At 73.7% G+C, this 25,567-nt stretch carries 24 protein-coding genes; 15 read left to right on the top strand and 9 right to left on the bottom strand.

Features of this window, described 5'->3' with window-relative positions; all coding sequences use genetic code 11:
• The first annotated feature begins 65 nt into the window (after nucleotides 1-65).
• From ACIBAI_RS23145 to ACIBAI_RS23100, 10 genes are all read left to right on the top strand, one after another.
• Complete coding sequence (locus tag ACIBAI_RS23145) at nucleotides 66-995, top strand: Rossmann-like and DUF2520 domain-containing protein (protein WP_399036990.1); 930 nt, start codon at nucleotides 66-68, stop codon at nucleotides 993-995.
• Nucleotides 992-1,984 (top strand): pantoate--beta-alanine ligase, encoded by a 993-nt coding sequence (gene panC / locus ACIBAI_RS23140; RefSeq protein WP_399036988.1) that lies wholly within the window; start codon nucleotides 992-994, stop codon nucleotides 1,982-1,984. Before ACIBAI_RS23145 ends, panC begins: the two co-directional genes overlap by 4 nt.
• Nucleotides 1,981-3,855: an L-aspartate oxidase gene (locus ACIBAI_RS23135; RefSeq protein WP_399036986.1), complete on the top strand. Its 1,875-nt coding sequence runs from the start codon at nucleotides 1,981-1,983 to the stop codon at nucleotides 3,853-3,855. The genes panC and ACIBAI_RS23135 overlap by 4 nt, the downstream gene beginning before the upstream one ends.
• A 5-nt stretch (nucleotides 3,856-3,860) precedes the next feature.
• Complete coding sequence (gene nadC / locus ACIBAI_RS23130; protein WP_399037123.1) at nucleotides 3,861-4,835, top strand: carboxylating nicotinate-nucleotide diphosphorylase; 975 nt, start codon at nucleotides 3,861-3,863, stop codon at nucleotides 4,833-4,835.
• Between the two features lie 11 nt (nucleotides 4,836-4,846).
• Nucleotides 4,847-5,644, top strand: a complete 798-nt coding sequence (locus tag ACIBAI_RS23125; protein WP_399036984.1) for a type III pantothenate kinase — start codon at nucleotides 4,847-4,849, stop codon at nucleotides 5,642-5,644.
• Between the two features lie 217 nt (nucleotides 5,645-5,861).
• Nucleotides 5,862-6,482, top strand: a complete 621-nt coding sequence (locus tag ACIBAI_RS23120) for a hypothetical protein (RefSeq protein ID WP_399036982.1) — start codon at nucleotides 5,862-5,864, stop codon at nucleotides 6,480-6,482.
• Between the two features lie 46 nt (nucleotides 6,483-6,528).
• Nucleotides 6,529-6,708, top strand: coding sequence for a hypothetical protein (locus tag ACIBAI_RS23115; RefSeq protein WP_344608784.1), 180 nt, complete (start codon nucleotides 6,529-6,531; stop codon nucleotides 6,706-6,708).
• A 175-nt stretch (nucleotides 6,709-6,883) separates the two neighbouring features.
• Nucleotides 6,884-7,333 (top strand): BlaI/MecI/CopY family transcriptional regulator, encoded by a 450-nt coding sequence (locus ACIBAI_RS23110; RefSeq protein ID WP_399037121.1) that lies wholly within the window; start codon nucleotides 6,884-6,886, stop codon nucleotides 7,331-7,333.
• Between the two features lie 9 nt (nucleotides 7,334-7,342).
• Complete coding sequence (locus tag ACIBAI_RS23105; RefSeq protein WP_344608788.1) at nucleotides 7,343-7,876, top strand: amino-acid N-acetyltransferase; 534 nt, start codon at nucleotides 7,343-7,345, stop codon at nucleotides 7,874-7,876.
• Nucleotides 7,877-8,224: 348 nt separating this feature from the next.
• Nucleotides 8,225-8,560, top strand: coding sequence for an Lsr2 family protein (locus ACIBAI_RS23100; RefSeq protein ID WP_344608790.1), 336 nt, complete (start codon nucleotides 8,225-8,227; stop codon nucleotides 8,558-8,560).
• Here the strand turns inward: ACIBAI_RS23100 and ACIBAI_RS23095 are convergent.
• Nucleotides 8,491-9,237, bottom strand: a complete 747-nt coding sequence (locus ACIBAI_RS23095) for an SCO3374 family protein (protein WP_399036980.1) — start codon at nucleotides 9,235-9,237, stop codon at nucleotides 8,491-8,493. The genes ACIBAI_RS23100 and ACIBAI_RS23095 overlap by 70 nt on opposite strands.
• 582 nt (nucleotides 9,238-9,819) lie before the next feature.
• Here ACIBAI_RS23095 and ACIBAI_RS23090 point away from each other — a divergent pair.
• On the top strand, nucleotides 9,820-12,342 hold the full coding sequence (locus ACIBAI_RS23090) for an ATP-dependent Clp protease ATP-binding subunit (RefSeq protein WP_344608794.1): 2,523 nt from the start codon (nucleotides 9,820-9,822) through the stop codon (nucleotides 12,340-12,342).
• 71 nt (nucleotides 12,343-12,413) lie between these two features.
• Here ACIBAI_RS23090 and ACIBAI_RS23085 read toward each other — a convergent pair whose 3' ends face one another.
• On the bottom strand, nucleotides 12,414-15,500 hold the full coding sequence (locus ACIBAI_RS23085) for an NACHT domain-containing protein (RefSeq protein ID WP_399036978.1): 3,087 nt from the start codon (nucleotides 15,498-15,500) through the stop codon (nucleotides 12,414-12,416).
• 44 nt (nucleotides 15,501-15,544) lie between these two features.
• Nucleotides 15,545-16,234 carry an HAD family acid phosphatase gene (locus ACIBAI_RS23080; RefSeq protein ID WP_399036976.1) on the bottom strand — a complete coding sequence of 230 codons (690 nt, stop codon included), beginning with the start codon at nucleotides 16,232-16,234 and terminating at the stop codon, nucleotides 15,545-15,547.
• A gap of 526 nt (nucleotides 16,235-16,760) precedes the next feature.
• On the opposite strand from ACIBAI_RS23080, the gene ACIBAI_RS23075 reads away from it, so the two are divergent.
• A complete protein-coding gene (locus ACIBAI_RS23075; protein ID WP_399036975.1) occupies nucleotides 16,761-17,513 on the top strand; it encodes a M23 family metallopeptidase in 753 nt (250 codons plus the stop codon).
• A gap of 30 nt (nucleotides 17,514-17,543) precedes the next feature.
• Here ACIBAI_RS23075 and ACIBAI_RS23070 read toward each other — a convergent pair whose 3' ends face one another.
• Entirely contained in the window at nucleotides 17,544-18,119 is a 576-nt protein-coding gene (locus tag ACIBAI_RS23070) for a TetR/AcrR family transcriptional regulator (RefSeq protein ID WP_399036973.1), read from the bottom strand.
• 135 nt (nucleotides 18,120-18,254) lie between these two features.
• Between ACIBAI_RS23070 and ACIBAI_RS23065 the strand changes: the two genes are divergently transcribed.
• Nucleotides 18,255-19,853 carry an MDR family MFS transporter gene (locus tag ACIBAI_RS23065; protein ID WP_399036968.1) on the top strand — a complete coding sequence of 533 codons (1,599 nt, stop codon included), beginning with the start codon at nucleotides 18,255-18,257 and terminating at the stop codon, nucleotides 19,851-19,853.
• A 150-nt stretch (nucleotides 19,854-20,003) separates the two neighbouring features.
• Here ACIBAI_RS23065 and cseC read toward each other — a convergent pair whose 3' ends face one another.
• The 5 genes from cseC to ACIBAI_RS23040 all read right to left on the bottom strand — a co-directional run bounded on the left by cseC (nucleotide 20,004) and on the right by ACIBAI_RS23040 (nucleotide 24,616).
• Complete coding sequence (gene cseC, locus ACIBAI_RS23060; protein WP_399036967.1) at nucleotides 20,004-21,398, bottom strand: two-component system sensor histidine kinase CseC; 1,395 nt, start codon at nucleotides 21,396-21,398, stop codon at nucleotides 20,004-20,006.
• Nucleotides 21,399-21,403: 5 nt separating this feature from the next.
• Nucleotides 21,404-22,105, bottom strand: a complete 702-nt coding sequence (gene cseB / locus ACIBAI_RS23055) for a two-component system response regulator CseB (protein WP_399036964.1) — start codon at nucleotides 22,103-22,105, stop codon at nucleotides 21,404-21,406.
• Between the two features lie 130 nt (nucleotides 22,106-22,235).
• Nucleotides 22,236-22,898, bottom strand: a complete 663-nt coding sequence (locus ACIBAI_RS23050) for a hypothetical protein (RefSeq protein ID WP_399036962.1) — start codon at nucleotides 22,896-22,898, stop codon at nucleotides 22,236-22,238.
• Complete coding sequence (locus ACIBAI_RS23045; RefSeq protein ID WP_399036960.1) at nucleotides 22,886-23,425, bottom strand: SigE family RNA polymerase sigma factor; 540 nt, start codon at nucleotides 23,423-23,425, stop codon at nucleotides 22,886-22,888. Before ACIBAI_RS23045 ends, ACIBAI_RS23050 begins: the two co-directional genes overlap by 13 nt.
• Before the next feature lie 255 nt (nucleotides 23,426-23,680).
• On the bottom strand, nucleotides 23,681-24,616 hold the full coding sequence (locus ACIBAI_RS23040; RefSeq protein ID WP_399036959.1) for an A/G-specific adenine glycosylase: 936 nt from the start codon (nucleotides 24,614-24,616) through the stop codon (nucleotides 23,681-23,683).
• 118 nt (nucleotides 24,617-24,734) lie between these two features.
• On the opposite strand from ACIBAI_RS23040, the gene ACIBAI_RS23035 reads away from it, so the two are divergent.
• Nucleotides 24,735-24,899 (top strand): hypothetical protein, encoded by a 165-nt coding sequence (locus tag ACIBAI_RS23035; RefSeq protein ID WP_399036956.1) that lies wholly within the window; start codon nucleotides 24,735-24,737, stop codon nucleotides 24,897-24,899.
• 156 nt (nucleotides 24,900-25,055) lie between these two features.
• The gene (locus tag ACIBAI_RS23030; protein WP_399036955.1) at nucleotides 25,056-25,340 is read left to right on the top strand and encodes a hypothetical protein; all 285 of its coding nucleotides are present in this window, start codon (nucleotides 25,056-25,058) and stop codon (nucleotides 25,338-25,340) included.
• Nucleotides 25,341-25,567 lie beyond the last annotated feature (227 nt).

Below are 25,567 nucleotides of genomic sequence, written 5' to 3'. Positions count from 1 at the left end.
CGCGTTAACATGACGAGAAATCGTCCGGTACCCGGAGCGGACTGGAACGGGAAGGCCGTCGTCGCGTGAACACACCCCCTCAGCCCGACCCCAGGGACCGTCCCGCGCGGCTCACCGTCGGCGTCGTCGGCGCCGGCCGCGTGGGCCCCGCCCTGGCGGCCTCCCTGCAACTCGCCGGGCACCGCCCGGTGGCCGTCTCCGGCGTCTCCGACGCCTCCCGGCGGCGCGCCGCCGCGCTGCTGCCCGACGTGCCGCTCGTTCCGCCCGCCGAGGTCCTGGCCCGCGCCGAGCTGGTGCTGCTGACCGTTCCGGACGACGCCCTGCCCGGGCTCGTCACCGGGCTCGCCGACACCGGCGCGGTGCGGCCGGGCCAGCTGCTCGTGCACACCTCGGGCCGGTACGGCACGCAGGTCCTGGACCCCGCCCTGCGCGCGGGCGCCCTGCCGCTCGCCCTGCACCCGGCGATGACCTTCACCGGCACCCCCGTCGACGTGCAGCGGCTGGCCGGGTGCTCCTTCGGCGTCACCGCCCCCGAGGAGCTGCGGCTGGCCGCCGAGGCCCTGGTCATCGAGATGGGCGGCGAGCCGGAGTGGATCGCCGAGGAGCGGCGCCCGCTGTACCACGCGGCCCTCGCGCTCGGCGCCAACCACCTGGTCACCCTGGTCGCCCAGTCGATGGAGCTGCTGCGCGCGGCCGGTGTCGAGGCCCCCGACCGGATGCTCGGCCCGCTGCTGGGCGCCGCCCTCGACAACGCCCTGCGCTCCGGCGACGCTGCCCTGACCGGCCCCGTCGCGCGCGGGGACGCGGGCACGGTCGCCGCGCATGTCGCCGAGTTGCGCCGGCACGCCCCGCAGGCCGTCGCCGGCTACCTGGCGATGGCGCGCGCCACCGCGGACCGGGCGCTCGCCCACGGGCTGCTCAGGCCCGAACTCGCCGAGGACCTCCTCGGCGTACTCGCCCACGGGACCGACGGCACCGAAGGGGACGCCCGATGACCACCACCCTGCTGCGCACCGCCGACGAGCTGCACGCGCGCGTGCGCCACGGCCGCCGGGCCGTCGTGATGACGATGGGCGCCCTGCACGAGGGCCACGCCACCCTCGTCCGCACCGCCCGCGAGACCGTCGGGCCGGACGGCGAGGTCGTCGTCACCGTCTTCGTCAACCCGCTGCAGTTCGGCGCGGGCGAGGACCTCGACCGCTATCCGCGCACCCTGGAGGCCGACGTCGAGCTGGCCGGCCGGTCGGGCGCGGACGTCGTGTTCGCCCCGTCCGTGGAGGAGGTCTACCCGGGCGGCGAGCCCCAGGTCCGCGTCAGCGCCGGTCCCATGGGCCGGCGTCTGGAGGGCGCCTCGCGGCCCGGCCACTTCGACGGCATGCTCACGGTCGTCGCCAAGCTGCTGCACCTCACCCGCCCGGACGTCGCGCTGTACGGCCAGAAGGACGCCCAGCAGCTCGCCCTGATCCGCCGCATGGTGCGGGATTTGAACTTCGGCGTCGAGATCGTCGGCGTGCCCACCGTGCGCGAGGCGGACGGCCTGGCCCTGTCCAGCCGCAACCGCTACCTCTCGCCCGCCGAGCGCCGCACCGCCCTCGCCCTGTCGCGGGCCCTGTTCGCGGGCCGGGACCGGCACGCCGCCCAAGAGGCGCTGCGCGCACGGGCCCGCGAAGTGCCCGCCTCGCACGCGCGGGCCGAGGCGCTCAGCGCCCTGGGGGAGTCCCGCGCCGCCGCCGACGCGCACGCCGTGGCCAAGGCCACCCCGGCCGGTCCGGCCGCCGTCCGCGCCGCCGCCCGCCTGGTCCTGGACGAGGCCGCCCGCCTCGACCCGCCGCTCGAACTGGACTACCTCGCCCTCGTCGACCCGTCCGACTTCACCGAGATCGGGGACGACCACACCGGCGAGGCCGTCCTCGCCGTCGCCGCCCGGGTCGGCACGACCCGGCTGATCGACAACATCCCCCTGACCTTCGGAGCCACCTCGTGACCCGCACCGGCATACGACTGCACGCGCCCGCCCCAGGGTGGTCCATCCCGGCGGACGTGGTGGTCGTCGGCTCCGGCGTCGCCGGCCTCACCGCGGCCCTGCGCTGCGAGGCCGCCGGCCTGGACACGGTCGTCGTCACCAAGGCCCGTCTCGACGACGGCTCCACCCGCTGGGCGCAGGGCGGCATCGCCGCCGCCCTCGGCGAGGGCGACACCCCCGAGCAGCACCTCGACGACACCCTGGTCGCGGGCGCGGGCCTGTGCGACGAGGAGGCGGTCCGCATCCTCGTCACCGAGGGCCCCGACGCCGTACGCCGCCTCATCGACACCGGCGCCCGGTTCGACGAGGCGGCCGGGGGCGGCCTGGAACTCACCCGCGAGGGCGGCCACCACCGCCGCCGCATCGCCCACGCCGGCGGCGACGCGACCGGCGCGGAGATCTCCCGCGCGCTCGTCGCGGCGGTCCGCGCGGCCGGGCGGGACGAGCGCGGAGCGCTCTCGGGCAAGGGGGGCGGCGGGCGGCGGGCAGGTGCGGGGGGCGAGCGCGGAGCGCTCTCGCACAAGGGTGGCGGCGGGCGACGGGCGGGCATCCGCACGATCGAGAACGCCCTGGTCCTGGACCTGCTCACGGACGCCGACGGCCGCACCGCGGGCGTCACCCTGCACGTGATGGGCGAGGGCCGGCACGACGGCGTGGGCGCCGTCCACGCGCCCGCCGTGGTCCTCGCCACCGGCGGCATGGGCCAGGTCTTCTCCGCGACCACCAACCCCGCCGTCTCCACCGGCGACGGCGTGGCCCTCGCGCTGCGCGCGGGCGCCGAGGTCAGCGACCTGGAGTTCGTCCAGTTCCACCCCACCGTCCTCTTCCTCGGCCCGGACGCGGAGGGCCAGCAGCCGCTGGTCTCCGAGGCGGTGCGCGGCGAGGGCGCCCACCTGGTGGACGCCGACGGCGTGCGCTTCATGCAGGGGCAGCACGAACTGGCCGAGCTCGCCCCCCGCGACATCGTCGCCAAGGGCATCATGCGGCGCATGCGGGAGCAGGGCGCCGAGCACATGTACCTCGACGCGCGGCACTTCGGCGCCGCCATGTGGGAGCACCGCTTCCCCACGATCCTCGCCGCCTGCCGCGCCCACGGCATCGACCCGGTCACCGAGCCCGTCCCGGTCGCCCCGGCCGCCCACTACGCCTCCGGCGGCGTCCGCACCGACTCCCACGGCCGCACCACCGTCCCCGGCCTGTACGCGTGCGGCGAGGTCGCCTGCACCGGCGTGCACGGCGCCAACCGCCTGGCCTCCAACTCCCTCCTCGAGGGCCTGGTCTACGCCGAGCGCATCGCCGCCGACATCGCCGCGAACCGGACCGGGAACGGCCCGCACGCGCGCGTGCCGGAACCGGTGGAGCGCCCCGGCGGGCCGGCCCACCCCCTCCTCGCCCCGGAGGCCCGCCTCACCATCCAGCGGATCATGACGCGGGGCGCCGGAGTCCTGCGCTCCGCCGACTCCCTCGCCCGGGCCGCCGACCGGCTGGAGCAGCTGCACGCCGACGCCCTCGACGCCCTGGCCGAGAACGGCAAGACGGCCGAGCCCGGCGTCGACGCCTGGGAGGCCACCAACCTCCTGTGCGTGGCCCGCGTCCTGGTGGCCGCGGCCCGGCTCCGCGAGGAGACCCGGGGCTGCCACTGGCGCGAGGACCGCCCCGACCGCGACGACACGGCGTGGCGCCGCCACATCGTCGTATCCCTGAACCCGGACCGCACGCTGGCCGTGCGCACCACCGATACCGCAGACTTCCCCCCGACCCTCCCCCAGGATCCCGGCGCTTCCGACCGCGCCCGGGCAGGGGGGACCACCGTGCCTCTCCAGGAGCAGTGACCGACGTGACCCACCCCGACCTTCCCCTCGCCCAGGGCGGCTGCGGCGACGGCTGCGCCTGCGGCGCGGACACCGACGAGGAATACCTGGAGTGCGGCCTGGACCCCGCCCTCGCCCAGCTGCTGGCCGACGCCGGACTCGACCCCGTGGAGGTCGAGGACATCGCCAACGTGGCCGTGCAGGAGGACCTGGCGCACGGCGTGGACGTGACGACGGTCGCGACGATCCCCGAGGACGCCGTCGCCACCGCCGACTTCACCGCGCGCGAGGCGGGCGTCGTCGCGGGCCTGAGGATCGCCGAGGCGGTCGTCTCCGTGGTCTGCGAGGACGAGCTGACCGTCGAGCGCCACGCCGAGGACGGCGACCGCGTCGAAGCGGGCCAGAAGCTCCTGTCGATCACCACCCGCACCCGTGACCTGCTCACCGCCGAGCGCAGCGCCCTGAACATCCTGTGCCGTCTGTCGGGCATCGCCACCGCCACCCGCGCGTGGGCGGACGCCCTGGACGGCACCGGGGCGAAGGTCCGCGACACCCGCAAGACGACCCCCGGCCTGCGCTCGCTGGAGAAGTACGCGGTCCGCTGCGGCGGCGGCGTCAACCACCGCATGTCCCTCTCCGACGCGGCCCTGGTCAAGGACAACCACGTGGTCGCCGCGGGCGGCGTCGCCCAGGCGTTCCAGGCGGTCCGCGAGCGCTTCCCCGACGTCCCCGTCGAGGTCGAGGTCGACACCCTGCACCAGCTGCGCGAGGTCGTGGACGCCGGCGCCGACCTGATCCTGCTGGACAACTTCACGCCCGGCGAGTGCGCGGAGGCCGTCGCCGTCGTCGGCGGCCGGGCGAAGCTGGAGGCGTCGGGCCGCCTGACCCTGGAGAACGCCAAGGCGTACGCGGACACGGGCGTCGACTACCTGGCCGTGGGGGCCCTGACCCACTCCTCCCCCGTCCTGGACATCGGCCTGGATCTGCGAGCGGCGGAGTAGGGGTACGGGACATGCTGCTGACGATCGACGTAGGCAACACGCACACCGTCCTGGGCCTCTTCGACGGCGAGGACATCGTCGAGCACTGGCGCATCTCCACCGACGCGCGCCGCACCGCCGACGAGCTCGCGGTCCTCCTCCAGGGCCTGATGGGCATGCACCCCCTCCTCGGCGACGACCTGGGCGACGGCATCGACGGCATCGCCGTCTGCGCCACCGTCCCCTCGGTCCTGCACGAGCTGCGCGAGGTCACCCGCCGCCACTACGGCGACGTCCCCGCGGTCCTCGTCGAACCCGGCGTGAAGACGGGCGTGCCGATCCTCTTCGACAACCCCAAGGAGGTCGGCGCCGACCGCATCATCAACGCGGTCGCCGCCAACGAGCTGTACGGCGGCCCGGCGATCGTCGTCGACTTCGGCACGGCGACGACGTTCGACGCGGTGTCCGCGCGCGGGGAGTACGTCGGCGGGGTCATCGCCCCGGGCATCGAGATCTCCGTCGAGGCGCTCGGCGTCAAGGCGGCGCAGCTGCGCAAGATCGAGGTGGCCCGCCCGCGGAGCGTCATCGGCAAGAACACGGTCGAGGCCATGCAGGCGGGCATCGTCTACGGCTTCGCCGGGCAGGTCGACGGCGTCGTCAACCGCATGGCCCGCGAGCTGGCCGACGACCCGGACGACGTCACCGTCATCGCGACCGGCGGCCTGGCGCCCATGGTGCTGGGCGAGTCCTCGGTCATCGACGAGCACGAACCGTGGCTGACCCTGATCGGCCTGCGCCTGGTGTACGAACGGAACGTCTCCCGCCTGTGACCCGGCCGGCGCCCCGGCGGACCGGGCCGGACGCACCCGCTCCCGGCCCGGGAGCCCCCTGCCCCGGCCGGTCCGCTGCCGCGGGCTGAGAAGGCCCCGCCCCGGCCGGACCGCCGTCACCGGCCGGGGCGGGTCCCTCCCCGGCCACCCGGGTGGCTCCGCACGCCACACCCGCCCGGTGGGCGAAGTCCGTCCGGCCGGCGCGTACTGTCGCCGCATGCCCACGCCCTACGGATCCCGCGGCGGCATGGCGTTCGGCGCGGAGGAGCTGCGGGTGCTCCGCCGCGCCCTCGCCCTCGCTCTGCACCACGGCCCCGCCTGTGCCGGGGACGTCCAGGACTGCCTCCGCCTCGCGGAGTCGCTCGACGAGGCGCTGCGGGAGGGGGCCCGGCTGCGCGCCTTCCTCGTGGCCGACCTCGCGCGCTACCGCGCCGCCCTCCCGGGCGCCGCCGCCGGCTACCTCGCGCTCCTGGACGAGGCGCTGGGCGCCGGACACCGCCCGGGCCCCGACGACCTCGCCGCGCTCCGCGCCCTGCGCGGCCACCCCGGGGCGGCGGCCCTCCTGCGCCGCTGCCGGGTCCCCGCCGGACCCGGCCCGGCCCGCGCGCCCGGCGCGGCCGCGCCCGCCCCCCGCACCCGCCTCCTCTCCCTCCCCGGCGGCCTGGCCGGCTCCGCCGAGGACCCCGCCGGAGCGTCCGGGCGGAGCCCCGCGGAGAAACCGGCCCCCCGCCCGGTTCCCGCCGCCGGGCGCCCCGCCCCCGCGCCGGGCGAGGCCTGCCCCCGGCGCGAACCGGCCGCACCCGCGAGCCGGCCCCCGCGGCGGCTGGCCGCGGGCTGACCCACCCGATCCCGGCGATTCCCCGCCCCGTGGCTACCCTGGACGCATGGACTACGTCTCCGCGCTCCTGCCCCCGGTCGTCATGGCCGCGCTGTTCATCGCCGTGATCAGGGTGATCGTGAAGACCCAGGGCGGCACCAACAAGGCCAAGGAGGATGAGGCCGTCGACGCCGCCCTGGCGCGCGCGGAGGGCCCCCGCCGGGCCTCCGCCGAGCCCGACGCCTGACCGCGCCCCGGCGGCGCGCCCCCGGCGTACGGCTCCGCGCTCCCGCACATCCGAGCCGTACGCCCTTTTTGTTCGCGTATGTGGATGAAGGTGCACGTCCGCCACGCCATTCCCTGGATCTCCCACTATCGTCGGAGATGTGCCTCGCCCATTGGGAGAACTCGAAGACGCGGTCATGACGCGGGTGTGGAAGTGGAACCGCCCGGTGACCGTTCGAGAAGTCCTGGAAGATCTCCAGCGGGAACGGTCGATCGCCTACACCACGGTGATGACCGTTTTGGACAATCTCCATCAGAAGGGCTGGGTGCGCCGCGAGGCGGAAGGCCGCGCCTATCGATATGAGGCGGTCTCCACCCGGGCCGCCTACGCCGCCGCCCTGATGAACGACGCCTGGTCCCAGAGCGACAACCCCGCCGCGGCCCTTGTCGCCTTCTTCGCGATGATGAGCGACGAACAGCGACAGGCACTCCGGGACGCCCTGCGCGTCGTCCAGGGACCGGAAACATCCGAAGTCGAACAGAACCCGCGTCCCGCGCCCCCGCCGAATGTCCCGCCCGGCGCCGAAGCGGCCCCCGATACCCCCGCGCAGAACCCCGGTTCGGCAGCGGAGGGCGGCGGGCGATAGCGTCCGCTCATGTCAGCAGAGAGCCCCGAAGTCACCGCGAAAGCCATCACCGTCCGGCGGGCCCGCACCAGCGATGTCCCGGCCGTACGCCGTCTCCTCGACGTGTACGTCCGGGACGGGATCCTGCTCGACAAAGCGACGGTGACGCTTTACGAGGACATCCAGGAGTTCTGGGTCGCGGAACGGGACGACAACGCCGAGGTGGTCGGCTGCGGCGCCCTGCACGTGATGTGGGAGGATCTCGCGGAAGTCCGCACTCTCGCCGTGCAGCCCGGCCTGAAGGGCGCCGGCGTCGGCCATCGCGTGCTGGAGAAGTTGCTGCAGACCGCCCGCTGGCTCGGCGTTCGCCGCGTTTTCTGTCTGACCTTCGAAGTGGACTTCTTCGGCAAGCACGGCTTCGTGGAGATCGGGGAGACCCCGGTCGACACCGATGTCTACGCGGAGCTCCTGCGTTCCTATGACGAGGGCGTCGCGGAGTTCCTCGGTCTCGAACGAGTGAAACCGAACACCTTGGGCAACAGCCGGATGCTTCTGCATCTGTGATCGCCGAGCATCCGCAACCGACCCGGGGATCCGCGACGAACCTTCGGGGATCCGCGACGAACCTTCGGGGATCCGCGACGAACCCCGGGGATCCGCATGGGATCCCCGCGCAAGGATCGCGGATCCGCCACCCCTATTCCGCCCGGGCGACCGCACTCGGGTTCCCTATGTCCGAAACGCGCATGTTTCCGGGCCGGGTCCGGACCGTCGGCCTCTCCAGGGGTTTGTGTTTTTCCGGCAAAAGCGGTTTGCTTTCCGACGTACTGCAGTACTGCATATAACAGGGGACGGAGATACGGCGGACGCCGGCGGACCCCGGCCCTCACGTTATCGATGAAAGGAAATCCGGTGGCACAGAAGGTTCAGGTCCTTCTTGTCGACGACCTCGACGGTGGCGAGGCGGACGAGACCGTGACGTTCGCGCTGGACGGCAAGACATACGAGATCGATCTCACCACCGCCAACGCGGACAAGCTCCGCAGTCTTCTGGAGCCTTACGTGAAGAGCGGCCGGCGTACCGGTGGCCGCGCCTCCGGCGGACGCGGAAAGGCGCGTGCCTCCTCCGGCGGCAGCCAGGACACCGCGGCCATCCGCGCGTGGGCCAAGGCGAACGGTTACGAGGTCAACGACCGGGGCCGTGTCCCCGCGTCCATCCGCGAGGAGTACGAGAAGGCCAACGGCTGAGCCGCGGCCTGCTGGTACGGACGCGGGACCTGCGGGCAGGCCGGCGGCCGGGCGCACGCGCGCCGCAGCCGGACCCGGTGACACTGCGCCGCCACCGTGTCGACCAGCCGTACGAGATCAGGGGCGCCCTCACCGCTCCCCACGGCCGACAGCGTCGGCAGCGAGGCCTCGACCTCGCACCCAGGCCCGGGGGGCCGCAGCCATGCGGCGGCCCCCTGTGAACCGCGCCGGTCCAGGGGAAGCGGCCGCGTGCCGGTGGGGCCGGGGCCGGGGGGCGGCGGGGCGGCCATGACACCCCCCGCGCCGATCGCCGTCAGATCGAGCGCCAGCGCACCCCACTCCAGCCAGTCCAGCAGCCCGGGCAGTTCCTCCGCGCTGCCCGCGGCCACCAGCAGTCGCATCCGGTCGCCCTGCACGGCCACCGGGGAGCCCGGCCCCAGCCGCCACAGCGCCGCGTGGCCCGCCTCCGCCGGAACGTCCAGCACGTCGAACCGGACACCCACCCGAAGCCGTACGGGCGCCCCGGGCGCCGTCGGCCAGCCCAGCTCGTCCTCGTACCACCGCCGGACCCGGCCGCACCGGCCGCACCGGCCGCTCCGGTCCGCCGGCTCCCCGACGCCCGCCGGCTCCCGGAGGCCCTCCGGCTCCCCGACGCCCCCCGGTCCCTCCTGCCCCACGGAATCCCCCGGCTCCCCTTGCTCGCTCCGTTTCCCGCGCTCGCCCGGTCCCGCCCGCTCACCCGGTCCCGCCTGCCCGCGCGCGCAGGCCGGCCGACGGGAAGCGGGTGCCGTCACGGCCGGAGGCGGGTCGCCAACCATGCCAAGGGCAACTGCCGGAGGAGCACGAGGGTTACGCTGGGTGCTCCGATGAGTGCGCAGAGTGCCGAAAGAGGGGGCGCTTAGGGGTGTGGGGTGGCGCAAGGTTGTTCGCCCGTAGCGGAGGGAACCGGCGCACTCGGCATGGACTGTCAGTGACAGCGGGTAAGACATGCCTAGTGGGAGGGGGCGACGCGCAGGAGAGGCCGTCTCACGTTCGCCATCGGCGTACTGGCGACTGGGGTATCTGCCTGGCCTGCGGGAACATCGTCTCGCACCATCGGGTTGGAGCAGATGTCGGCGTTCGGGGTCAGGAGGCAGTGCTGGTTCTCGGTCCGGTGTCGGCAGTTGGAATGAGCGGTCCCCGCTTGCGGGACTAAGCTGCGGAAGGACAGGGAGGGGAAGTTCCCCCCACTGCCTGACCGCTCTGAGGAGCGATTAACGATGTTCGAGAGGTTCACCGACCGCGCGCGGCGGGTTGTCGTCCTGGCTCAGGAAGAGGCCCGGATGCTCAACCACAACTACATCGGCACCGAGCACATCCTCCTGGGCCTGATCCACGAGGGTGAGGGTGTCGCCGCAAAGGCCCTGGAGAGCCTCGGCATTTCGCTTGAGGCGGTCCGCCAGCAGGTGGAGGAGATCATCGGCCAGGGGCAGCAGGCGCCGTCCGGCCACATCCCCTTCACCCCCCGTGCCAAGAAGGTGCTGGAGCTGTCGCTGCGCGAGGCGCTTCAGCTGGGCCACAACTACATCGGCACGGAACACATCCTGCTCGGCCTGATCCGCGAGGGCGAGGGCGTCGCCGCCCAGGTCCTGGTCAAGCTGGGCGCCGATCTCAACCGCGTGCGGCAGCAGGTGATCCAGCTGCTCTCCGGTTACCAGGGCAAGGAGGCCGCCACCGCCGGCGGTCCTGCCGAGGGCACGCCCTCCACGTCCCTGGTGCTCGACCAGTTCGGCCGGAACCTCACCCAGGCCGCCCGTGAGTCCAAGCTCGACCCGGTCATCGGGCGCGAGAAGGAGATCGAGCGGGTCATGCAGGTGCTGTCCCGCCGGACCAAGAACAACCCGGTCCTGATCGGTGAGCCCGGCGTCGGCAAGACCGCCGTCGTCGAGGGCCTCGCCCAGGCCATCGTCAAGGGCGAGGTGCCCGAGACGCTCAAGGACAAGCACCTCTACACGCTGGACCTCGGCGCGCTGGTCGCCGGCTCCCGCTACCGCGGTGACTTCGAGGAGCGCCTGAAGAAGGTGCTCAAGGAGATCCGCACCCGCGGCGACATCATCCTGTTCATCGACGAGCTGCACACGCTGGTCGGTGCGGGCGCCGCCGAGGGCGCCATCGACGCGGCGAGCATCCTCAAGCCGATGCTGGCCCGCGGCGAGCTGCAGACCATCGGTGCGACCACGCTGGACGAGTACCGCAAGCACCTGGAGAAGGACGCGGCCCTGGAGCGCCGCTTCCAGCCCATCCAGGTCGCCGAGCCGTCCCTGCCGCACACCATCGAGATCCTCAAGGGCCTGCGCGACCGGTACGAGGCGCACCACCGCGTCTCCATCACCGACGAGGCGCTGGTCCAGGCCGCCACCCTGGCCGACCGGTACATCTCGGACCGCTTCCTGCCGGACAAGGCGATCGACCTGATCGACGAGGCCGGTTCCCGGATGCGGATCCGCCGGATGACCGCGCCGCCGGACCTGCGCGAGTTCGACGAGAAGATCGCCGCCGTCCGCCGGGACAAGGAGTCCGCGATCGACTCGCAGGACTTCGAGAAGGCCGCCTCCCTGCGCGACAAGGAGAAGCAGCTCCTGGCCGCCAAGGCGAAGCGGGAGAAGGAGTGGAAGGCCGGCGACATGGACGTCGTCGCCGAGGTCGACGGCGACCTGATCGCCGAGGTCCTCGCCACGGCCACCGGCATCCCGGTCTTCAAGCTGACCGAGGAGGAGTCCAGCCGCCTGCTCCGCATGGAGGAGGAGCTGCACAAGCGGGTCATCGGCCAGGACGACGCCGTCAAGGCGCTGTCGAAGGCGATCCGCCGTACGCGTGCGGGCCTGAAGGACCCGAAGCGTCCGGGTGGTTCGTTCATCTTCGCGGGCCCGTCCGGTGTCGGTAAGACCGAGCTGTCCAAGGCGCTGGCCGAGTTCCTGTTCGGCGACGAGGACGCGCTGATCTCCCTCGACATGTCGGAGTTCAGCGAGAAGCACACGGTCTCGCGTCTGTTCGGTTCGCCCCCCGGCTACGTGGGCTACGAGGAGGGCGGCCAGCTGACGGAGAAGGTGCGCCGCAAGCCGTTCTCGGTCGTCCTCTTCGACGAGGTCGAGAAGGCCCACCCGGACATCTTCAACTCGCTGCTGCAGATCCTGGAGGACGGTCGCCTGACCGACTCCCAGGGCCGGGTCGTGGACTTCAAGAACACGGTCATCATCATGACGACCAACCTCGGCACCCGGGACATCTCCAAGGGCTTCAACCTCGGCTTCGCCGCTGCGGGCGACACGAAGACCAACTACGAGCGCATGAAGAACAAGGTGTCGGACGAGCTCAAGCAGCACTTCCGGCCCGAGTTCCTCAACCGCGTCGACGACGTGGTCGTCTTCCCGCAGCTGACGCAGGAGGACATCCTGCGGATCGTCGATCTGATGATCAGCAAGGTGGACGAGCGCCTGAAGGACCGGGACATGGGCATCGAGCTCTCCCAGTCCGCCAAGGAACTGCTGTCCAAGAAGGGCTACGACCCGGTGCTGGGCGCGCGTCCGCTGCGGCGCACCATCCAGCGCGAGATCGAGGACACGCTGTCGGAGAAGATCCTCTTCGGCGAGCTGCGCCCCGGTCACATCGTGGTCGTGGACACCGAGGGCGAGGGCGAGTCGAAGACCTTCACCTTCCGGGGTGAGGAGAAGTCGGCGCTGCCCGACGTCCCGCCGATCGAGCAGGCGGCCGGTGGCGGGCCGAACCTGAGCAAGGAGGCGTAGCCCTCCGGGCACGTCGGGAAAGGGGCTGCCCCGGGACTCCGGTCCCGGGGCAGCCCCTTTCGCGAGCCGTGTCACTGTGCGCGCGAGGCCGCCTCGGTGACCACTTCGGCGCCCGGGAAGAGCGGACGGAACTCGGACAGGGGGAAGGAGTGGCCGGGGCGTTCGAACAGGGTCACGCGGCGCACGCCCGGCAGCCGGGACGCGAGCGCCGCGAGATGTTCGGCGCCCTCCATACGGTCCACCGCCAGCACCTCGACACCCGGCAGCTCGGGCATGCGGCCGATGGAGGCCGGCGTCTCCCGGAGGAGCGCCGCGTGCAGATAGAGGCCGGTGAGCGCGGGCAGGGCGGCGACCTCCCGCCAGTCGTCCTCGGTCAGCTCCGTGGTCAGCGCGCCGAGGCCGAGCGTGCGCAGGGTCTTCCAGTGCCTCAGCCCGCGCAGCCCGGTCGAGCCCGTGCACTCGCCGCTCAGGTGGAGAAACCCCAGCGGGGCGTCGGTGGGCAGGGACTCGGTGAGAGCGGCGCCCGGCAGCTCCGTGAACAGGGAGAGCTGGGTCAGGGAGGCGAGGGACCGGATCCCTGACGGGTCGGTGCCGGGGCCGAGGACGAGGCTGGTCAGGGGGAGCCCCGCCAGCCGGTCCAGGCCGTGTGCGTTCGGGCAACGGTGGTACGACAGCCGTGTCAGCGAGGTGAAGCGGCGCAGGGGGGCCAGGTCTGTCAGCAGCGGGTTGTCGGTGACGGTCAGGTCGGTCACCACCGGGGGCTCGGGCACCCGGGCCGCGACGTCCTCGGCGGAGTACCGCCCTCTGATACTCAGCCCGTCCCAGGGGCGCATGCCGGCGAGCGCCGAGAACTGCTCGGGCGAGGTGCATTCGAGGAAGAGACCGGTCCGGTCCAGGTGGTCCAGGACCTCGGCCGCGTACTCCTCGGCGTCGAAGCGGTGCCAGGTGCCCACGAGCTGCCGCCGTACGCCGAGGTCGGGGTGGTTCCGGAAGCGGCGCAGGACGGCGAGCGCCCCTTCGGGTTCCTCCCGGCCCAGGAGGGAGGCGGTGACCGTGACGCCCCGCGCCTCCTCGTCCGACAGGCCCTCCGGCCCCGGCAGCAGCTCCAGCACCAGCGGGCCGGCCGCCGCCAGCTCCCGCGCGGCCTCGGTCGTACGGGGCGGGATCAGCTCGGCGGCCCGCTCCTCCACCTCCGCCCGTACCGCCGGGTCCAGCGCCGCGGCGTGCTCCAGGCAGGCCAGAGCCAGCAGCGTGAGCCGGGGATCGCCCCTGCCCAGCAGCTCCCTGAGCACGAGGACGCGTTCGCGGGGCCGGGCGTGGGCCACGGCCATGCGGATGACGTCCTCCCACTCGGTGTCCTCGGCGCGGCCGGTGAGGACACCGAGGTGGCCCTCCTCCACCGCGTACCGGGCCGCCAGGTAGTCCTGGAACGTGCGGTGGACGAAGTCCAGGACGCCCTCGGCCGGGCGGCGCAGTACGCCGCTGCGCAGCAGCAGGGTCCGCAGCACCGCGGCGGCGTCGCCCTGCCCGGGAACCGGTCCGAGGGCGGGCAGGGCCCGGTCCACGATGCCCTCGGCCGTCTCCAGCGCCATCTCCTGCCGGCCGCTGAGGACCAGGGCGTAGGCGATGCGCTGCAGCAGTTCGAGCCGGCTCTCCTCGCCCAGCTCCGGGCCGTCCACCGCGCCCATGCCCCGTTCCCGGTCCCGGCGGGCCAGGAGCATGGCCAGGGCCGCCTCGTACAGCTCCTTGCGGCCGGTGGGCAGATAGCCGCGGCGTTCGCGGTGCAGGGCGCAGACCAGGCCGCACATCAGCGGGTTGGTGACGAGGCGGGACAGATCGCGCTTGGTGCGCAGGGAGTCCAGCAGGGGCTGTTCGAACTCCGGCGCGCCGGCGGCCCGGTGCCAGCGGTGGACGAAGGTGGCGACCTCCGCCCGGCCCATCGGCGCGAGGGAGAGTTCCAGGAAGCCCTCCCGCGCCAGCCAGTCGGCGCGTACGGCGGTGGGGCGGGTGGTCAGCAGCCAGCGGTTGCCGGGGAAGGCGCCGAGGAGGCCGCGCAGCCAGTCCCGGGTCGCCCGGCGGTCGGCTTCCGGGATCTCGTCCAGGCCGTCGACCAGGACCAGCCCCCGGCCCGCGGTCAGGACGCGTTCCGCCCAGCCGTCGGGCGGCGTCAGCGGGCAGCCGACGGCGCTCAGGAACGCGGCCGGGGCGGGCAGCGGGCCGGTGCGGACCAGGGTGCGCAGGGGCAGGAGGAAGGGGACGCGGGTGCCCTCGCGTGCCGCGCTCACCGCGAGCCACTGGGCCAGGGTCGTCTTGCCGGAGCCCGCGTCGCCGCGCAGCAGCACCCTGGGCTCCCGCTCCAGCACCTCGTCGGCGGGCATGCGCGCGGTGCGGGCCCGCGGGTCCTCCCCGGGGACGGCGTCGGGGCCGGGAGCGGTGTCGGGGCCGGGGTCGGCGACGGCCTCCAGGGTCAGGTAGGCGACCTCCAGCGGCCACCTGTCCGGGGCGTCCCGCAGGTCGACGCCGTAGAGGGTGAGGTGGTCGTGGCGTTCGGCGACGTAGGGCAGGTACCGGCGCTCGAAGGCGGTGTCGCGGGCGTCCGGGCGGGGGACGCGGGTGATCAGCTCGTCGACCTTCTCGATCAGCTCCGCCTGGCCCCGGGCCTGCTCCACCAGCGTCCGGGCCACGAAGGCCGAGCGGCGGGTGAAGAACTCCAGGACGTGCAGGCAGGCCCACTCCGTCGCGGAGTCGAGGAAGTGGCGGGCGTCGGCGGACAGCCCGTCCCCGGCCCCGGGGGCCTGGCGGCGCAGCCGGTCGGCCAGGGCGCGGTGGCCGAGCCGGACGGCCTGCACGTCGTCCATGTCCAGGTCGCCGAGGGCGAGCAGCCGCGCGGCGAGGGCCTCGGCGACGGCGGTCTCCTCGTCGCGCGGGAAGGGCGGCTCGCCGGGGGAGCCGAGCGATTCCCCGACCAGCCGCCCCGCGAGCCTGCGCACCTCCTTCTCGCCGAGGGTGCGCTTCTCGCCCCGGAAGGACACCAGGTCCGTCAGCCGGACCGGCCGGTCGACCAGTCCGGCGCCGGGGCCGCCCGTCACGAACAGCTTCCGCACGAGGGGGCCGATCAGTGCCGACGCCAGTCTTCCGCCGAGCACCGTCGGTTCCATGCCCCACCCCCCGTGGTCGATCGTTCAGGGGAGTTTATCGAGCGTCAGGACAACTGCCCGTCGTAGTCCGGCAGTTTGAACGTCTTCTCGGCGTGGCCGCCCGACAGGTCGGTGGCGCTGTTGCCGATGTTCGCGATGATCGTGTAGCCCTTCGCCTCGATGGCGGCGCGCTGGGCGGTCTTGTAGTCGGCGACGTTCCTGAACAGGTCGGCGAGACCGCGGACATGGAGGCCGGAGACCCGGTAACCGACGTGCTCGAGGTTGTAGTCGGTCACCGAGGCGATGATGCCCGGGCGGGCGGTGACGAAGAACAGGGCGACACCGCGCTCCTGGGCGTACCGGGCGACCTCCAGGACCGGCTTGTTGGCCGGCTGGGGGTAGCTGAAGCCGAAGTCCGTCTCCAGGGCGGTGTTGTCGACGTCGAGGACGATCGCCTGCTTCTCGCCGGGCCTGGGGGCGGCGATGCGCTGCTTGAGATACGGCAGGGCCTGGTCCATCACGGCCTGGCAGTCCTTCTGCCAGGTGGCGTAGTCGACGTCCGCCGCGGCCCGCGCGGTGCTCACGGCCTGCGCGGTGCTCACGGCCTGCGCGGTGTTCGTGACCTGCGCGGTGTTCGTGACCTGCGCGGTGTCCGCGGCCGCCGCCGCCTCGGCGGGGGCCGCCAGGGCGACGAGGGCGGCCGCGGAGACGGCGGTCACCGAGGCGCGGCGCGACCAGGAGCGTCTGCTGCTCATGTGGGGGTCCTCTCACGTCCTGCTGCTGCGAACATGTCGTGTGCATGCTTGTGGGTGAGGGTGGCGCGAGGGCAACCGTAGGGTTACCGGACGGTAGGCCAGCAGAGGCGTGCGTCACACCGCCACGAGTCCCTGACGGTTCGTCACCAGCCTGATGCGCTCCGGACGGTCGGGTCGCGCGGACGCCGGACCGGCGTAGTCCCCGTCACATTCGGGAGCTTTTCGATCTCTCTGTCCGGTGAGATGACGCACAGGCGATTTGTCCGTTACTACCGGGAATAGTGGGTGGCCGGGCGAGGGAGAGGTGAGCTCTTCGCCTGCGACTTCACGGCTTACTGTGCCTATGTGGGTGGATTTGCGGGCGATGAGACTTCTGTCGTGAAGTTGAAACTTGTGAGGAAATACTAGGGCGAGTCGTAGAAGAGGCGTTTGAGCGGGTCCGTCCCCCGGGGTTACCAAGGGATGGCCCATCCGGCGACCGACTGTGCGCCGGGTGTCTTCGTGTCCCCGTCCTCATGAGGTTCAGATGTCCCAGCGCGTCACGTCCCGTTCTTCCCGTACGTCCCTGCTCCGCACCCGGGCTGCCGTACTGGCCGCCGGCCTGGGGGCTTCGGCCGTACTGGGGGCCGGGGTCGCGGTCGCCGTCGACACCGCGGCGGTCTCCGGCCTCGCCACCGCCGTCGAGGCCACGGCGGCCCCCGGCGTCGCGGCGGCCGTCCAGGAGCAGGCCACCGCCCAGGCCGAGGCCGCCGAGGCCGCGAAGGCGGCGCAGGCCGCGAAGGCGGCACAGGCGGTGAAGGCCGCGAAGGCCGCCACGACGGTGAAGAAGGCGGTTGCGGTGAAGGCCGCCGCGCAGGCCGCCTCCTGGGTGGACCCGGTGAAGAACTACCGTCTCTCCGCCGGCTTCGCCCAGTCCGGCGCCATGTGGCAGTCCACCCACAGCGGCCAGGACTTCGCCGTGCCGACCGGCACCAGCGTCGTCGCCGCGCACGGCGGCACCGTCGTCAAGGCCGGCCCCAACGGCGCCGGTGACGGTCCCGCGTACGGCAACGCCGTCGTCATCAAGCACGGCAACGGCACGTACTCCCAGTACGCCCACCTGTCGCGGATCGACGTGAAGGTCGGTCAGGTCGTCGCCACCGGCCAGCACATAGCCCGGTCCGGCAACACCGGCAACTCCAGCGGTCCGCACCTGCACTTCGAGATCCGCACGACCGCGAACTACGGCTCGGCCGTCGACCCGGTCGCCTTCCTGCGCGCCAGGGGCGTCACGGTCTGACGGCGGGCGGCTCCCCGCGGCCGGCCCCGCTCAGCCGCCCCGGTGCGCCTGCGCGACCAGGTCGACCGCGACCTCCAGAACGGCCTTGCGCCTGGCCTCGGGATCGGCGCCGAGGTCGTGGAGGGCGAACATCCCGGCGTGCAGCGTGAAGAGGGCGCTGACGCAGCGGACCTGGTCGACCAGGTCGGCCTCCGGGTCGACCAGGATGTCCCGCAGGCCGAGCGCGCGGTTCTTGAACATCTCGCCGATGCGCAGTTCGCGCACGGTCGCCTGGTTGTCGTGCATGAAGCGGAACAGCGGGGCCGCGCCCGCCAGCACGTCGCTGTAGCGGCGGACGACCTCCTGCCTCGTCTCCAGGGTCGGGGGCTGCGCGCGGCCCCACTCGACCAGGTCCTCGATCGGCCGGGAGAGATCCTCGAAGATGCTGACGAGGATCTCTTCCTTCGTCTTGAAGTGGTAGTACAGGGCGGCCTTGGTGACCTGCAGGCGCTCGGCGATCTCGCGCAGCGAGGTCTTCTCGTAGCCCTGCTCCGCGAACAGTTCGAGCGCCACGTCCTGGATGCGCTGGCGGGTGTCCCCGCGACGCCGCTGTCTGGTGCCGTCCATCGTGCCGCCCATCCTCCTACGCCGCGCCCCTCCCCGAAAACTTACTTGACGCCCGGCTAGTTGCGCGTCTACCTTCCCGAGTGTAGCCACTAGCCGGTCGACAAGTAAGTAGCGTGACCTGGGGGAGCGGGAGCGATGACGGAGACGACGGCGGCCGCGGCGGCCGAAGCGGGGGCGGAGAAACAGGGAAAGCAGCCGAGGAGCGTGCGGGTCGTCCTGCTCGCCCTGATGATCGCGATGATGCTCGCGATGCTCGACAACATGATCATCGGCACCGCGATGCCGACGATCGTCGGCGAACTGGGCGGTCTGGAGCACCTGTCGTGGGTGGTGACCTCCTACACCCTGGCGACCGCGGCCTCCACCCCGATCTGGGGCAAGCTCGGCGACCTGTTCGGGCGCAAGGGCTCGTTCCTGGCGTCGATCGTGATCTTCCTGATCGGCTCGGCGCTCAGCGGCATGGCCCAGGACATGGGCCAGCTCATCGGCTTCCGGGCGGTGCAGGGCCTCGGCGCGGGCGGTCTGATGGTCGGGGTCATGGCGATCATCGGCGATCTGATCCCGCCCCGGGAGCGCGGCCGGTACCAGGGCATGATGGCCGCCGTCATGGCGCTGGCGATGATCGGCGGCCCGCTGGTCGGCGGCACCATCACCGACAACTGGGGCTGGCGCTGGGCGTTCTACATCAACCTGCCGCTCGGCGCGGTCGCGCTGGCCGCCGTCGGCGCCGTCCTGCACCTGCCGAAGAAGCGGACCGAGGCGCGGATCGACTACCTGGGCGCCGTGCTGCTGACCGTCGGCATCACCGCGATCGTGCTCGTCACCACCTGGGGCGGCACAGAGTACGCCTGGACCTCCGTACGGATCATGGAGCTTATCGGCATCGGGACGGCCGCGCTCGTCGGGTTCGTGTTCTGGCAGGCCAGGGCCGCCGAGCCGATCCTGCCGCTGCACATCTTCCGCAGCCGCAACTTCACCCTGATGTCCGTGATCGGCTTCCTCACCGGTTTCGTGATGTTCGGCGCCACGCTCTTCCTGCCGCTGTACCAGCAGGCGGTGCAGGGCGCCTCCGCGACCAACTCCGGGCTGCTGCTCCTGCCGATGCTCGGCGCGATGCTCGTCACCTCGATGATCGCGGGGCGGGTGACCACGAGCACCGGCCGGTACAAGGTCTTCCCCATCGCCGGCGGCGCACTGATGATCGCCGGGCTGTACCTGCTGTCGCTGATGGACACGGGCACCTCGCGGTTCACGTCCGGCGTGTACATGGCCGTGCTCGGCCTCGGCATGGGCTGCCTGATGCAGATCACCATGCTGGTCGCGCAGAACAGCGTGGAGACGAAGGACATGGGCGTCGCGTCCTCCTCCACCACCCTCTTCCGCACGCTCGGCTCCTCCTTCGGCGTGGCGATCATGGGCGCGCTGTTCAACCACCGCGTCCAGGACGTCATGGCCGAGCGGGCCGGGGCGCTGGGCTCGAAGGTGACCGAGCGGTCCGCGCAGCTGGACGCGGCGAGCCTGGCCGAGCTGCCGGCGGCGGCGCGGGAGGCGTACCAGTACGCGGTGTCCGCCGGCGTCCACGGGGCGTTCCTGCTGGGCGCCGCGGTGTCGGTGCCGGCGCTGGCGGCGGCGGTGTTCGTGAAGGAGACGCCGCTGAAGGGCGCGGGGCCGGCGGGGAAGGACCCGGCGGACACCGGTACGGCGGCGAAGGCGCCGGTGGCCGAGGCCGTCTGAGCCCGCCGGCCGGCCGTCCCGCCGGCCGGCGGCACCCGAGGGGAACGCCGCCGGGAGTGCCCGCGGGGATGCCGCCGGAACGCCACCGGGAGTGCCGTCGGGAAAGCCGCCGGGACGTCACGGGGAACGCTGCGGGGAGAGCCCGGGACGTCACCGGGAGCGCCGCAAGGAGGGCCGCCGGGGGCCCCGCTCCTCCGGCACCGGCAGCACCGGATAGCTGCCGGTGTTCGTCGGCGCGTGCTCCGGCAGCCACAGCACCGCGACGGCGCCCTCGGCCGGCCCCCGCGCCGGCGCCCCCGGCGGCCGCACGTTGCGGAACGTCAGGCGGGCGCCCAGCACCCGCGCCTGCCCGGCCGCGATGGTCAGGCCCAGGCCGTGGCCGTGGCCGGAGCGGTCCTCGCTGCCGGTGCGGAAGCGGCTCGGGCCCTCCGCGAGCAGGTCCTCGGGGAAACCGGGGCCGTGGTCGCGGACCCGGACGACCCGGCCCTCGACGGTGACCCGGACGGGCGGCCTGCCGTGTCGGGCGGCGTTGGCGAGCAGGTTGAACAGCACGCGCTCCAGGCGGCGCGGATCGGTCGTCACCTCCGACTCGTGCACCACCCGCACCTCCGCGTCCGGGTCCTTGGCCGCGACCCGCCGGGCGACGAACTCGCCGAGCATGATGTCCTGCAGCTCGGCCCGCTCCGAGGCCCCGTCGAGCCGGGCCACCTCCAGCACGTCCTCCACCAGCGTGCGCATCGCCTTGGCCCGGTCCAGCACCAGTTCCGTCGGCCGTCCCGGCGGCAGCAGTTCGGCCGCGGTCAGCAGCCCGGTCACCGGGGTGCGCAGCTCGTGCGCGATGTCGGCGGTGACCCGCCGCTCGGCCTCCAGCCGCTGCCGCAGCGCGTCCGCCATCGCGTCGACCGCGCTGGCCAGGTCGTCGGTCTCGTCCCGCACGACACCGCCGATGGCCTCCCGCACCCGTACGTCCGTCTCGCCCTTCGCGACCCGGTTCGCCGCGGCCGCCGCCTTGCGCAGCCGGCGCGACAGCTGCCCGCCGACGAGCACGCCGAGCGCGCTGCCGCCGAACACGACCGCGGTGGAGCCGATCACCAGGACCTGGTCGAGGTCCTCCAGGATGCCCGAGCTGCGGTCGGTGAACCCGGTGCGCAGGGACAGCACGTGCCCGTCCGTCAGCGGCACCGCCGCCCATATGTCCGGCGCGCCGCCCGGCGGGTCGGCCACGTACGTCGCCCGCCGCCCCTGCGCGACCTTCCGGCGCAGCTCCTGCGGCAGATCGGGGTCGTCGATCCGCGTGTCGGGGAAGTTCGCCCGCCCGGACAGCTCGTAGTTCCGCTGGGCGATCGTGATGCGCTCGTCGGCGAGGTCGCGGGCGCTGTCCAGCATCGACACCCGGGCCGCGTTGTGCACCACCAGGCTCAGCACGATCGCGACCAGCGCCCCCACCAGGGCGATGGCCGCGCTGAGCTTCCACCTCAGGCCCGTGCGGATGCCCGCGCGCTCCCTCCACGGGACGAGCGGGCGTCGCAGGCAGCCTCGCGCCACCGCGCTCAGGCCTTCAGCTTGTAGCCGAAGCCGCGGACCGTCTCGATGCGGTCCTGGCCGATCTTCGTCCGCAGCCGCTGCACATGGACGTCGACGACCCGGGTGTCACCGCCCCAGCCGTAGTCCCACACGCGTTCGAGCAGCTTGTCGCGGGACAGGACCGTGCCCGGCGCCGCGGAGAACTCCAGCAGCAGCCGCATCTCGGTCGGGGTGAGCGCCACCGGCCGCCCGGCCCGGCGCACCTCCATGCCGTCCGTGTCGACCTCCAGGTCGCCGAAGGCCAGCACGCCGCCGGTGGCGGGGGCGGACCGGTCCTCGCCCTGGGCGCCGCTCGCGTGGCCGAAGCGGCGCAGCACCGCGCGGATCCGGGCGACCAGGACGGCCCCGTCGAACGGCTTGGTCACGTAGTCGTCGGCGCCCGCCTCCAGGCCCAGCACCACGTCGATGGAGTCGGCCCGCGCCGACAGCATGATCACCGGAACGGTGGACTCGTCCCGGATGCGCCGGCACAGGCTGACGCCGTCGAGGCCGGGCACCATGACGTCCAGCAGCGCGATGTCGGGGCGGTCGGCCCGGAACGCCTCCAGGCCCGACAGCCCGTCGGGCATCGCGGTGACGGCGAAGCCGTTCCGCTCCAGGGCGAGCTGGGTCGCCTCGCGGATGACGTCGTCGTCCTCGACGAACAGGACGTGGGTCTGGTCTGCCATCCCGGTGCTCTCAGTCCTCGTGCGGTCTCGTGCGGTTGCGTGCGGTTCGGGTGGGCGGTGGTCCCCCTTGAGCGGACGCGGGAAGCGTGTGCCGGGTTCACCGGGGTCCCGGACCGGTCCGCGCGGCCCCTCAGCCGCCGGGGGCCGGCGTGGGCCCCCCGCCGGTGACCTTGCCGTAGTCGTTGTGCGTGCGGAACTTCTCGGCGAACCGGTCCGAGGTCCAGCGGTAGGTGATCACGTTCTCGCCGGACGGACTCGACACCGGGTCGCCCTTCTCGTAGACCTGCTTGGTCACCACCAGGTCGCCGCGGTCGATCTCCGCGTAGACCGGCGGCTCCTCGGCCCTGAACACGCTCGCGTAGGAGCCGTTCTCCCCGCGGTACACGTACGACCCGACACCCACCGCGTCACCGCAGGTCAGCACGTTGACGACGACGTCGTCGGCCGGGCCGCCGGTCAGGTTCCCGTACGACACGTCGACGGGGTACTCGTCGGCGACGCACGGCTTCAGGTCCCGTTTGACCTCCGCCGAGACCGCCGGGTCGTCCTTGACCAGCCGGACCGCGTCCACCCGCTCCGGGGTCCCGGCGGGGGAGTCCGGCGCGGCGCCGGAGGAGGGGGCGGCGCCGGTCGCCGAGGCGGCGCGCGCCGGGCCCTCGTCGCGGGCGCCGGTGCCGCCGGCGGCGCAGGCGGAGGCGAACAGGGCGAGGGCGGCGAGCGCGGCCGTCCCCGTGGCCGCCGCCGGACGGATGCCCCGGGCCCGGGCGGGCCCCGCGCCGGTCAGGCCGCGCAACGCTCCCGCTCCTCACGCTCCGGCGCGCGTGCGTCCAGATCGCGGGCCTGGAGCTCCTCGCGGAGCCGGGCGAGCGCCCGATGCAGCGTACTCTTGACCGTTCCGGCCGACATGCCGAGGGCGGCGGCCGTCTCCTCCGTGGACATCTGCTCCCAGTGTCGCAGCACGACGACGCTGCGCTGCTTCGGGGCGAGCACCTGCAGCACGTCCATCAGCAGCGCGCGGTCCGCGTGCTGCTCGGTGGAGTCCGCCACGGACGCGTCCGGGAGCTGCTCGGTCGGGACCTCCTCCAGCTTCCGGGCCCGCCACCACTCCGTCCGCGTGTTGATCATGACCCGGCGCAGATAGGCGTCGGCCAGCCGCTTGTCGGCGATGTCCTCCCAGTGGCCGTACGTCCGCGCCAGCGCGGTCTGCAGCAGGTCCTGGGCGTCGACCGGGTCCGGGACCAGCCGGCGGGCGCTGCGCAGCAGCGCGTCCTGCCGGGTGCGGACGTACTCCTCGAACGCGAGCACCTCACCCTGCGCCATGACCAACCGCCTCCGTTCCCCGTCTTCCTCGGCCGCCCGCTCAGCCGGGCACGGAAAGGAAACTACGGAGGCGTTGTCACGGCGCTGTCCGAAGCAGCCTGCGGCCGGCGCTCAGCTGTCCGTCGGTTGTGTAACGGGCAGCGGAACGAAGGAGGGCGGCGGCCCGATGGATGACCGTACGGGGTGATTTGTCGATGCTGGGGTGTCGTCGCGGACACCCGTGCGGCGGTGCGCTTCCCGTGCGGCGACCGCGCGTCAGGTCAGCGGCAGCCGGTACAGCCCGCCCGGCAGCGGCTCGACCAGACCGTCGGCGACGAGGCCGTCCAGGGCGCGGGCGCGCTGCACCGGCTCGTGCCACACCCGGTCCAGGGCGGTCTGCGGCACCGGCCCGTGCGCCTCCCGCAGCACGGCGAGGAGCCGGCCGCGCACCTGGCGGTCCGTGCCCGCGTACGTCTGGCCGCGGCGCGGCGGCCCCTGGTGCTCCGGCTTGCCCGCCAGCCGCCAGGCGCACTGCGCGGCGATCGGGCAGCGGTGGCACGCCTCGTTCTTCGCCGTGCACACCAGCGCGCCCAGCTCCATCGAGGCGGCGGCCCAGCGCGCGGCGGTCTTCTCGTCGTCCGGCAGCAGCGCGCGGGCGAGCCTGCGCTCGGCGGCGGTGGTGGCGTTCGGCGGGTACTGCACACCGGTGACCGCGCGGGCGAACACCCGGCGGACGTTGGTGTCGAGCACCGGGTGCCGCCGCCCGTAGGCGAAGGAGGCGACGGCCGCGGCCGTGTACTCGCCGATGCCGGGCAGCGCGAGCAGCTGGGCGTGGTCGGACGGCACGTCGCCGCCGTGCCGCTCCGTTATGGCGGCGGCCGCGCCGTGCAGGCGCAGGGCGCGGCGCGGGTAGCCGAGTCGGCCCCAGGCGCGCACGGCCTCGCCGGGGGACTCCGCGGCCAGGTCGGCGGGGCGGGGCCAGCGGGCCATCCACTGCTCGTAGACGGGCAGGACGCGGCTGACCGGGGTCTGCTGGAGCATGAACTCGCTGACCATCACCCCCCAGGGGCCGGCCTCGGGACGCCGCCACGGCAGGTCGCGGGCGTTCTCGTCGAACCAGTCGATGACGGGGGCGTGCAGCGGCGCTCCGGGCGACGGCTCGGGCGCGGTGTCGGCGGTACCGGTGTGCGGGGGCTTCGTGGGAGCAGTCATGGCCTTTCGATCCTGCCATGCCGACCCGCCTCGGCGGGGGAACCGCCACCCCAGGAGACTAGGGGCATCTGCCGATCGGCGGCGGCGCCGCCCCGCCGCCCGCTTGCAGCGCGGGCCGGTGGATTCCTCTCGCATCCGGCGCGGCGCGCTGCGGGACTGCCTGCTCCGGGCGGCCCTCGCGCTCACCGCCGACCGGCTCGGGCTGAACGAGCCGCGCCCCGCCCGGCAGCAGCCGGCCGGGCCGGGGGTGCCCGCCGCGGCGGTGGCCGGCGCCCGGCGGTGACCGCCGTCGGCGGCGCCTTCGCGCCCCGCGCCCCGTCGGCCCCCACACCCGTGCCCGCCGCCGCGCCGCCGGCGGCATCGGCGTCGCCGCCTGCGCGGGGACCGTCCTGACCGGCGCGCGGTCTTCGCCTGGTACGCCTGCCGGGAGACGCACGCGGTGCTGGCGTCCGCCGCGTACACCGGGCTGAGCCCGGGCGTCCCGGCCGGCGAGGTCGCGCGGGCGCTGCCGGACCGGGCCGTCGCCGACCCGCCCACGGGACGCGCGCCCGCGCCTCCCGAGGACGCCGGCTGCCGCTCCTACCGCGCCGGCGGCGAACTCCTCGCCTCCGTCGACCACTTCAGGTTCTGCTTCGACCGGGGGCGGCTCGTCGCCAAGGGCGCGATCCCGCGCGTCGGCCCCACCGGCGAAGGACACGAGGAACACGAGGAGTTCGCACAGTGATCGCAGTCCTGCCGGCCCGCGCGCTCGGCGGCGGCGCCGCCGGGTTCCTGCCCAAGTCCGGCGACCCGTACGGACTCGTCGCGAACGCGCGGGCGCCGCGGTGGCGGGGGGGCCCCCCCCCCCGGGGGGGGGGGGCGGCCGGGCGCGGCCCCCCCCCCCCGCCCCCCCGCCGGGGGGGGGGGGGGGGGCGGCCCCCGCCGCGGGGGGCGGGGGGGGGGGCGGGGCGG

This window comes from Streptomyces sp. NPDC051041 (genome assembly GCF_044456065.1).
GTDB lineage: Bacteria > Actinomycetota > Actinomycetes > Streptomycetales > Streptomycetaceae > Streptomyces > Streptomyces glaucus.
Note: the sequence above shows the minus strand (reverse complement) of the source record. Positions and strands in the feature narration are given on the sequence as shown.